Source organism: Pseudomonas sp. NDM, from assembly GCF_003105095.1.
GTDB classification, from domain to species: Bacteria; Pseudomonadota; Gammaproteobacteria; order Pseudomonadales; family Pseudomonadaceae; genus Aquipseudomonas; species Aquipseudomonas moraviensis_A.
Map to the genome: position 1 here is coordinate 1 of NZ_QETJ01000324.1, position 1,233 is coordinate 1,233.

Consider the following 1,233-nt stretch of genomic DNA (forward strand, 5'->3'; position numbering starts at 1 on the left):
AAGTACGCGCGATAAAAAAATTGCCCGGTTCGCCGGGCATTTTTTTGTCCGGGATTTGTCACTCAAGGACCGGCTGAAAGGATTTTTCTTACGGCTTTGGTCGTCTTTACGACGAGGCTTTTTCTGCGGGCAATCGCTTACATCGCTGCAGGAATATTAGGGCCTTTGTTTTTTTTCAGAGCACGCTAGAATGCGCCCCGAACGAGCGGAGAACTGTATGTGGCAACAGACTCTGATAACCCTGCGGGCAAGGCCCCGGGGCTTTCATCTGGTAACCGACGAGTTGCTCGCAGGCTTGCCTGAACTCAAGACCTGTCGGGTCGGTCTGTTGCATTTGTGGCTGCAGCACACGTCGGCGTCGTTGACCATCAACGAGAACGCCGATCCGGCAGTCCGCCGCGACTTCGAACGATTTTTCAATCGCCTGATCCCACAAGGAACAGACGGCTTCGAGCACAACGACGAAGGCCCGGATGATCTCCCGGCGCACTTCAAGGCCAGCGTGCTGGGTTGCCAGGTCAGTCTGCCGGTTGCGGCAGGGCGGCTGGCACTGGGTACCTGGCAGGGCATTTATCTGGGCGAGCACCGTGATCATGGCGGTGCCCGTAAAGTCCTCGCCACCTTGCACGGTGAGCAGGCATGAGCCGCTGCACGGCAGCGGTGGAAGATTTTTCAACGGCGGCTTCGACAGTCGCCAAAGCTGGTCTATAACTAATCTGCTTTTGGCAAGTCATGAGGTAGAACATGAGCGACGATGATCTGGAAAACGACGACCTCGAAGTAGGCGACGAAGACGAGGCCGAGGAAGGCCTGGAAGCGGCAGCGGAAGACGTTGCCGAGGACGATGGCGGTGACGACACGCCGGCTCCGGCTGCCAAAGGCAAAGCCAAGGCTGCGGTATCGGTCGACGAGTTGCCGAGCATCGAAGCCAAGAACAAGGAGCGTGACGCCCTGGCCAAGGCCATGGAAGAATTCCTTGCACGCGGCGGCAAGGTTCAGGAAGTGGAGGCCAACGTGGTCGCCGATCCGCCCAAGAAGCCGGACAACAAGTACGGCAGCCGCCCTATCTGAGGCGCGTCGCTCGCTTGCTGAAAAAGCCCGCCGTCGCTGCGGGCTTTTTCATGCCTGACATGAATGGAGCAGCCACCAGAATCCCCTGTAGGAGTGAGCCTGCTCGCGATAGCGGTGTATCAGATACATCTAATTGAATGACACTCCGCTATCGCGAGCAGG

2 protein-coding genes are annotated in these 1,233 nt (G+C 58.0%); both read left to right on the top strand.

Translation table 11 applies throughout. The features are described from left to right. Positions 1–217: 217 nt before the first annotated feature. Positions 218–643: a secondary thiamine-phosphate synthase enzyme YjbQ gene (locus DCO47_RS26800; RefSeq protein ID WP_042607117.1), complete on the top strand. Its 426-nt coding sequence runs from the start codon at positions 218–220 to the stop codon at positions 641–643. A 101-nt stretch (positions 644–744) separates the two neighbouring features. Next, entirely contained in the window at positions 745–1,071 is a 327-nt protein-coding gene (gene sutA, locus DCO47_RS26805) for a transcriptional regulator SutA (RefSeq protein ID WP_016772583.1), read from the top strand. Positions 1,072–1,233: the final 162 nt, after the last annotated feature.